The sequence below is a fragment of the Chryseobacterium sp. genome, from assembly GCF_022712095.1.
Lineage (GTDB): Bacteria > Bacteroidota > Bacteroidia > Flavobacteriales > Weeksellaceae > Chryseobacterium.
In genome coordinates this window covers 23,235-30,323 of sequence record NZ_JALAHD010000223.1, presented here as the reverse complement: position 1 = coordinate 30,323, position 7,089 = coordinate 23,235, and the positions used below count along the sequence as shown (strand labels likewise).

Here is a 7,089-nt window from a genome sequence, read left to right as displayed (position 1 = left end):
ATTAGAATAGGCTCATCTAGCTAGGAACTTATTCTGATATATAATCAATTAAAAAACTTATTAAAGATGAATACTGAAAATACCAAAGCGCAAATGCGAAAAGGAATTCTGGAATTCTGTATTTTAAGTCTCATCAACCATCGTGAAATGTATGTTTCCGACTTAATCGATGAACTGAAAAAAGGAAAACTGGATGTAGTGGAAGGAACACTCTACCCTCTCCTGACGAGATTAAAAAATGGTGAGTTTCTTTCTTACAGATGGGAAGAATCTACAGGAGGGCCACCAAGAAAGTATTACCAGATCACAGAAAAAGGTAAACTTTTCTTAAATGAACTTCAAAATACCTGGAATGATTTAACAGACTCAGTAAACCAAATCACCCAAAAACATTAAAAAAACAAAGCTATGAACAAGACACTCTCAATAGGACTCGCAGGTTTTTCTTTTACCATAGAAGAACACGCATATATAAAGCTTAGTGATTATCTTAATGCCCTGAGAAATTCTTTAGATACTTCAGAAGCGGACGAGGTAATGCACGATATAGAAATAAGAATGGTTGAGATCTTCAAAGATGCTTTGGGAAAACGTGAAGTAATCAATGACAGTGATGTAGAAAGAGTCATTGCACAGATCGGAACTCCGGAAAAAATCGAAGAACAGGAAGAAGCTTATTTCTCTGAAAAGAATACAACTAAAAAGAATACGGGAAGCACAACTACAGACAAAAAACAGCTTTTCCGTGATCCGGAAAGACAGAAGATCGCCGGAGTTTGTGCAGGACTAGCTCATTATGTCGGAATGGATATGACTGCTATGAGAGCAATATGGTTAGGAGTTTTTATTCTGGGAATCTTTACCGCTGCCATCTCTTCTACTCTTGTAGGCTTATTATATATTATTCTTTGGATCGTATTGCCTAAGGCTGAAACCGCTTCAGATTTTTTGAAAATGAAGGGAAAGCCCATGAACTTCGATAATCTGAAAAATGAATCTAACAAACTGGTACAGTTTGCCAATGAATCAACACAGAGGGTCGGAGAAATATACAACGAAAACAAACCATATATCAATAATGCAGGGAGTGGAATCTGGAATTTAATCAAATATGTATTAGGTGCAATCTTCGCCTTAATGGCGGTAGGATGTATTATAGGAACATTCTTTATTTTTGGGATATTTGGGACTGGTTCAGATAATTTTCCTGGAATTAATGAAATGAATTTTTACTTTGATGACAATGGGATGGATAAAGTACTTCTTAGTATGATGGTTATTGGTACATTGATTCCTGCAATTATATTCAGTTTGTTAAGCATTAAATTATTTTCTCCAAAAACAAAATTAAAAAATGTAGGGTATGTTATAGGTGCCTTATTTATCATCCTTCTCGGAGCCTCCACATATTTTGGGATCAACATGGCAAAAAAAGATCTTATCTATAAAGGCAGTAAGGAAGATACCGAAAATGTCGCCATTAATACAAAATCAGACAGTATTTATGTAGATGTAAAACAAGTTAATATTCCCCAAAACTTTATTGCCTATGACAATAATATTTATTCAGATAAGAAAACTGTATATGAAGAAGATTATATCTCTGTAGATGTTACGAGAAAACCAGAAGTAAAAACACCTTATCTTATCATTAAAAAAGAAGGAAACGGATATAATTTCCCAATACAGGTTACTGTTCCGGTAGAAGTTATTGACAACAAGATATTGCTTCCTAATTATATTAAATATCCTTACGAACACAGATTCAGAGATTACAGAGTCAATTATGAACTGGTAATTCCTCAGACAACAGTAGTAATTCCGGTAAAGCAAGGAAGAATTGACTTTGACGGAGATCTTAACGGAGATGGAATTGATGATAATGATCAGGATAAAGATGAAAACGGAACCATTAAAATCGAGAAAAACAAAATTTCCGTAAACGGCTCTACTATCGAATACAATTCTAATGATAAGGATAGTGTAATTATCAATGGAAATAAAGTGCCTAAGGCAGAGGCTGATCAGATTATTGATTCTATGAAAACCAACATTGGAAAAATGAAAGATGTTGATATTAAAATCAAGGACGGAAAAAAAGAAATTTCCATAAAAACTAAATAATTAACTGCAGAGAGTGGCAAGAAGGTGTGAATGGAAAGCAAGTGTTTGAAATTCACACTCTTCTTCTCTAAAAATATTTAAAAATATATTTATATTTAGTTTTATTATTATAAATTTGTGATATAGTTATTTAAACTATAAAAATCTAAACCAATCTAAATATTCATAACCATGGTACAAGTAGTTTTACAAGTAGTAATAAAAATCGTAGATTTAATCGGCGGTTTGTTTTAAGAGCGACAATATTTCAATATATTTGTAAAGTATAACCTCATTGGTTATACTTTTTTGTTTTAAACCCATTTACATGAAAAAACTGATCGGCAAATTAATGCTAAAATTATTGGGATGGAAGGTTGTTCTCCAAGGGGATGTGAACAATCTGGACAGATGTATTCTGGTCGTAGCACCTCATACCCATAACCTGGAATATGTTTTAGGAAATTTCGCCTATTGGTCTCTGAACAAACCTTTGAAAATCATTATTAAAGATGCTCATACCAAAGCCTGGTACGGTGGAGTTGTAAAAGGCCTTGGAGGAATCGGGATAGACAGAAGCCAGAAAAATGATCTTGTTAATTTTGTTGCCCAGCAGTTCCAGAAAGAAGACTTCAGCCTTGTAATCACACCTGAAGGTACAAGAAGCTGGGTTCCTAAGTGGAGAAAAGGATTCTATCATATGGCATTGGCCGCAAAAGTACCCATCGTTCTTGCGGCAGGAGATTTCAAGAAAAAAATAGTGTATCTGGGATACCAGATTCCTTATGAGAGAATTGCATCTGTTCCTTTCGCTGAAATCATGCAGGAAATCAGTGATTACTACACCAATAATGAAATTACTCCTAAAGTCCCTGAAAACTGGAATCCAGATATTATGGGAACCAACAGTGAACACTAAGAATTAGGAAACTTAACTTCATATCTACAAATAATGAAAGGGAATACAAAAGAAGAAATATTAGATTTTTTAAATAACTGGGGAAAAGAAACTTTAGCCCGGACAATTGAAATTAAATTTACAGATTTGGATCTTGAAAATGAAATTCTTTCAGCCACAATGCCTGTTCAGCCTAAAGTTCATCAGCCTCTTGGTATCTTACATGGAGGGGCAAGTTGTGTGCTTGCTGAAACGCTAGGCTCATGCTTATCCAACATCTTTATTGACAGTGATAAATATTATGCAGTAGGAACTAATATTAATTCCAATCACCTGAGAAGTAAAAAAGACGGAATGGTTACCGGAACCGTAAGTTTCATCAGAAAAGGAAGAACAATGCATGTTTCTGAAATTGAAATCCGTGATGAAAAAGGCACTCTAATCAATCATACTACGATGACCAATAATATTATTACTAAGTAATAGTAATTTATTTTCATGATATTTTTTAAATTCCCTTTTAACGAAAGTCTGTATACTACGGACGAAAAATCTGATCTATATTCCGTTAGCTTCACCTCCTTTAATGGTATTGAAGAAGTCCACTTTAATGGAAGAGTAACCAGTATAGATCCCGAAGAGCTTGAAAAAACATGTATAGATAAACAATCCCTACCTATAGAGGCTGATCCTTTCATCCCGGAATCTAAATACGAATATCTTCAAAAGCTAAAAGAAGTAATTGAAGTCATCAAAGAAAATAATCTTCCTAAACTTGTTTTATCCAGAAGAAAGATCATCAGTAATTTTGAGCATCTGGATGTAAAAGAAAGCTTTAAAAATCTTTGTAATGCTTACCCGAACGCATTCAGATATTTATTTATTAAAGGAGAAATGGCTTGGATCGGAGCGTTTTCGGAGGTATTAGGAAAATTCAATATCCTTACTCACGAATTTGAAACCATGAGTCTGGCTGCCACTCTTCCCATCAATGAGGAATGGTCAGAAAAAGAAATTGAGGAACAAAAACCCGTTACCAATTATATCGAGAACATTTTACGTAATTATACCAATGTAATTGATATTTCGGAAACTTATGATCATATCACAGGGAATATCAAACATCTCCGTACAGATTTCAAAGCTAGAATAAACCCGGAAGACCTGGATAAAATAATTATGGAATTGCATCCTACACCAGCTGTTTGTGGAATTCCTAAAGATTTCTGCAAAGAAAAGATTGATGAATTTGAAAAATTCCCACGTGAATTATATGCAGGATACAGCAAAATAAGCACTGAAAACACCATCCAGTATTTTGTGAATCTGCGTTGTGCAAAATTATTTCAAAACAGCGTTCATTTATTTGTGGGAGGGGGAATTACAGCACAAAGTAACCCGGAAAAAGAATGGATGGAAACAGAGCTTAAATCAGATGCTGTTTTAAAGAACCTGGTAATAGCTTAAACTTGATAAAAAATAAAAAGAGAATCATAATAAGCTCCTCTTTTTTTATATTATTGTAATATTATTTTTTTACCCCGATTTTACTCCATGTATTCAATACAAACAGCAATATAACTCCGATAATTCCGGAAGCAATTGAAAATACGAACTTTAGATTATCTTCAGATAAAATATCCGACTTCCAGTCCATTGCATAGAGATTAACACCTATAATAACGATAAACAGTACTAAAAATACTTTATAAAACTTCTGCATGATTCTTAAAAATTAATATATACCTGCACTAATTGTGCAAAGTTTGCGGTGAATAATTTTATTGAAATAGCCAGAAGGATGATCCCGAAAACTTTCTGAAGAATAGCCAAAGTAGCCTCTCCCATTCTCTTCTCCAACCAAGTGGCGGATTTCAGCACCAAATATACGAAAATTGTGTTGAGAATAATCCCACATATGATGTTAATATCATGAAACTCCGCTCTTAAGGATAAAGTCGTCGTCAAAGTTCCGGCACCAGCAACCAGAGGAAATGCGATAGGGACGATGGATGCGGACTTTGCTTCCGTAGTTTTATTAATTTCAATACCTAATATCATCTCCAGGGCTATGATAAAAATCACAAAAGCACCGGCTATAGCGAACGAGTTAACATCCACTCCGATAAACTTAAGAATTTTATTTCCCACAAAAAGAAAAATAATCATAATAAGGCCCGCCGTAATGGAAGCTCTTTCAGCTTCAATTTTTCCAAATTTCTGCTGAAGCCCTACCACAATAGGAATAGAACCTATAATATCAATAACAGCAAAAAGAACCATAAAACAGGTAATGATTTCTTTGAAAGAAAAGTCGTTAAATATCTCCATCCCTTTGTAATTAAAAATTTCGCAAAAATATTAATAAAAATTAATTATTTGCTAATTTGTGAATATAAATTAACAATATTATTCAGTAGTTCGCTCATTCCTTCCTTGGATTTCACTGGAGAATATTTTTCTATCTGGATTCTTCGAGAAAGAATTGCGTATTCTTCTGCAACAGAAAGCCCTTTATAGGTCTCCAGAAATTTTCTAAAATCATCTGCAGAGCTCTGTGAATACTGATTTCTGACCTCAGCATCCAATTCATCAAATGTTTCAAAGAATTTATTATAGTCTTCTTTATCTTTAAGATTTTCTAAATAGCTGAAATAATCTTCAACATCAGTCTTTAACCTTTCTCTTATTTCTTTTTCTTTTTCTGCTACAGAACCGATAGATTGAGAAGATACAGTTTCCTTAATCAGATTACGTTTTTTTTGCCAACTCCTAAACAGCAGATACAAAATAAATAAACCTAAAAGGATCACCATATTGACACATAAAATGCTCCAATTAAATTTACTTTTTTCTTTAACTTTAAAAGAAGTTGTTTTTAAAACAGGGCTATCTACTGTTTCTAAAAAAGTATTGGTATATTCATTTACTTTCTCCACTGTAGAACGTGATTCTAAAATCTGGTCATGTGAAAAAGCATTAACAGCTAATGATTTTTGTCCCAGATCAACATATTCTTTAAGCACCGGATTGAAAAATGCAAACTCTTCTGTTTTAATAGAAAGGTCACCCGACTTTTTAGGAATAATAATATAATTGGCAAGAATCTCCCCTTTCATTCCTGTCATTCCGGGAATTACTTTAGATGTTATTTTAGGGGCAAAAACCTCATAATCAGGAGATTCCTGAATTTTAGGCAGATGCATATCCGTAAGGTTACCCTCTCCCGACACCTTCACAACGACATTCATTGGTTTTTTCACTTCTATTTTCTCTTTAGAAGCTTTAAACACATTAACATTGAAGTTACCTACTGCATTGGTAAAGTGTTCCGGACAGCCGTCAGGCAGTTTTTTTACATTAAGTTTTACTCTATTGGAAACTATTTTACTCTTATTAGAAAAAGTACTCAATGAAGCAGAAACTGCCGGCACTTCTATATTTCCTGATTTATTGGGAAACACCAAAAACATAGCCAGAATCTGAGAAGCCATATTTCCGGAGCCTGGAAGATCAATTTCCGATCGGTTAAAATTAATCGGATGTACATTAATATTTTCCTGACGAGGAAGATTGATATTTTTTACCTTTCTGAAATTATCTATATTTTTAGAATAAACTTTTAAAACAGCAATAGTAGCCTGGTTTCTATAAACTTCTCTGTCCTCTATTTCTACATTCAGATAGACATCATTGGCGGCATTAGTGGCTACACTTTTCTTTTCAACATCCCTAATGGAAATTTCAAAAGGTTCTGTTTTGTAAATTTTGTTATTGACAGTAACTAGAACGGAGCCTATTCTTACCTTCCCTCGCTGTTTGGGCTCAAGAGCAATTCTGGTTACGGATTGAGTAATTACAGTATTGGTTTCAGGATCAATATACCCGTTATTTACAGAACCTGTCCCTATGATATTGAATTTGGAAAGATCCGGCATACGGAAAGGAGTCTGCTGATTGTACTCTCCACCGCTCATTTCAAGTACCACAGTAAGGTTGATCACATCCTTTCCTGAATAATCGTTTTTATCAGCATTTACATAGAAACTCACCTGTCCATAAGAAATTACGGATCCTAGAATCATTAA

General features: G+C 33.9%; 8 protein-coding genes. 5 read left to right on the top strand and 3 right to left on the bottom strand.

The genetic code is table 11. The features are described from left to right. Window positions 1-66: 66 nt before the first annotated feature. The 5 genes from Q0A18_RS11840 to Q0A18_RS11820 all read left to right on the top strand — a co-directional run bounded on the left by Q0A18_RS11840 (window position 67) and on the right by Q0A18_RS11820 (window position 4,468). Window positions 67-396 carry a PadR family transcriptional regulator gene (locus tag Q0A18_RS11840; protein ID WP_292010356.1) on the top strand — a complete coding sequence of 110 codons (330 nt, stop codon included), beginning with the start codon at window positions 67-69 and terminating at the stop codon, window positions 394-396. A gap of 12 nt (window positions 397-408) precedes the next feature. After that, a complete protein-coding gene (locus Q0A18_RS11835; RefSeq protein WP_292010355.1) occupies window positions 409-2,124 on the top strand; it encodes a PspC domain-containing protein in 1,716 nt (571 codons plus the stop codon). Between the two features lie 307 nt (window positions 2,125-2,431). Then, a complete protein-coding gene (locus Q0A18_RS11830; RefSeq protein WP_292010354.1) occupies window positions 2,432-3,022 on the top strand; it encodes a 1-acyl-sn-glycerol-3-phosphate acyltransferase in 591 nt (196 codons plus the stop codon). A gap of 33 nt (window positions 3,023-3,055) precedes the next feature. Further along, on the top strand, window positions 3,056-3,484 hold the full coding sequence (locus Q0A18_RS11825; RefSeq protein ID WP_292010353.1) for a PaaI family thioesterase: 429 nt from the start codon (window positions 3,056-3,058) through the stop codon (window positions 3,482-3,484). 15 nt (window positions 3,485-3,499) lie between these two features. Continuing rightward, a complete protein-coding gene (locus Q0A18_RS11820; RefSeq protein WP_292010352.1) occupies window positions 3,500-4,468 on the top strand; it encodes a chorismate-binding protein in 969 nt (322 codons plus the stop codon). 61 nt (window positions 4,469-4,529) lie between these two features. Here Q0A18_RS11820 and Q0A18_RS11815 read toward each other — a convergent pair whose 3' ends face one another. Genes Q0A18_RS11815 through Q0A18_RS11805 form a run of 3 tightly spaced genes read right to left on the bottom strand, consistent with a single transcriptional unit; the run spans window position 4,530 to window position 7,086 of the window. Next, on the bottom strand, window positions 4,530-4,724 hold the full coding sequence (locus Q0A18_RS11815; protein WP_292010351.1) for a hypothetical protein: 195 nt from the start codon (window positions 4,722-4,724) through the stop codon (window positions 4,530-4,532). A gap of 5 nt (window positions 4,725-4,729) precedes the next feature. After that, window positions 4,730-5,332, bottom strand: coding sequence for a MarC family protein (locus tag Q0A18_RS11810; protein ID WP_292010350.1), 603 nt, complete (start codon window positions 5,330-5,332; stop codon window positions 4,730-4,732). Between the two features lie 44 nt (window positions 5,333-5,376). Next, on the bottom strand, window positions 5,377-7,086 hold the full coding sequence (locus Q0A18_RS11805; protein WP_292010349.1) for a BatD family protein: 1,710 nt from the start codon (window positions 7,084-7,086) through the stop codon (window positions 5,377-5,379). Window positions 7,087-7,089: the final 3 nt, after the last annotated feature.

What these genes read in the sequence shown, in the direction of transcription:
- Q0A18_RS11840 (WP_292010356.1), top strand. Translation starts at nt 67, where the DNA reads ATGAATACTGAAAATACCAAAGCGCAAATGCGAAAAGGAATTCTGGAA.
- Q0A18_RS11835 (WP_292010355.1), top strand. Translation starts at nt 409, where the DNA reads ATGAACAAGACACTCTCAATAGGACTCGCAGGTTTTTCTTTTACCATA.
- Q0A18_RS11830 (WP_292010354.1), top strand. Translation starts at nt 2,432, where the DNA reads ATGAAAAAACTGATCGGCAAATTAATGCTAAAATTATTGGGATGGAAG.
- Q0A18_RS11825 (WP_292010353.1), top strand. Translation starts at nt 3,056, where the DNA reads ATGAAAGGGAATACAAAAGAAGAAATATTAGATTTTTTAAATAACTGG.
- Q0A18_RS11820 (WP_292010352.1), top strand. Translation starts at nt 3,500, where the DNA reads ATGATATTTTTTAAATTCCCTTTTAACGAAAGTCTGTATACTACGGAC.
- Q0A18_RS11815 (WP_292010351.1), bottom strand. Translation starts at nt 4,724, where the DNA reads ATGCAGAAGTTTTATAAAGTATTTTTAGTACTGTTTATCGTTATTATA.
- Q0A18_RS11810 (WP_292010350.1), bottom strand. Translation starts at nt 5,332, where the DNA reads ATGGAGATATTTAACGACTTTTCTTTCAAAGAAATCATTACCTGTTTT.
- Q0A18_RS11805 (WP_292010349.1), bottom strand. Translation starts at nt 7,086, where the DNA reads ATGATTCTAGGATCCGTAATTTCTTATGGACAGGTGAGTTTCTATGTA.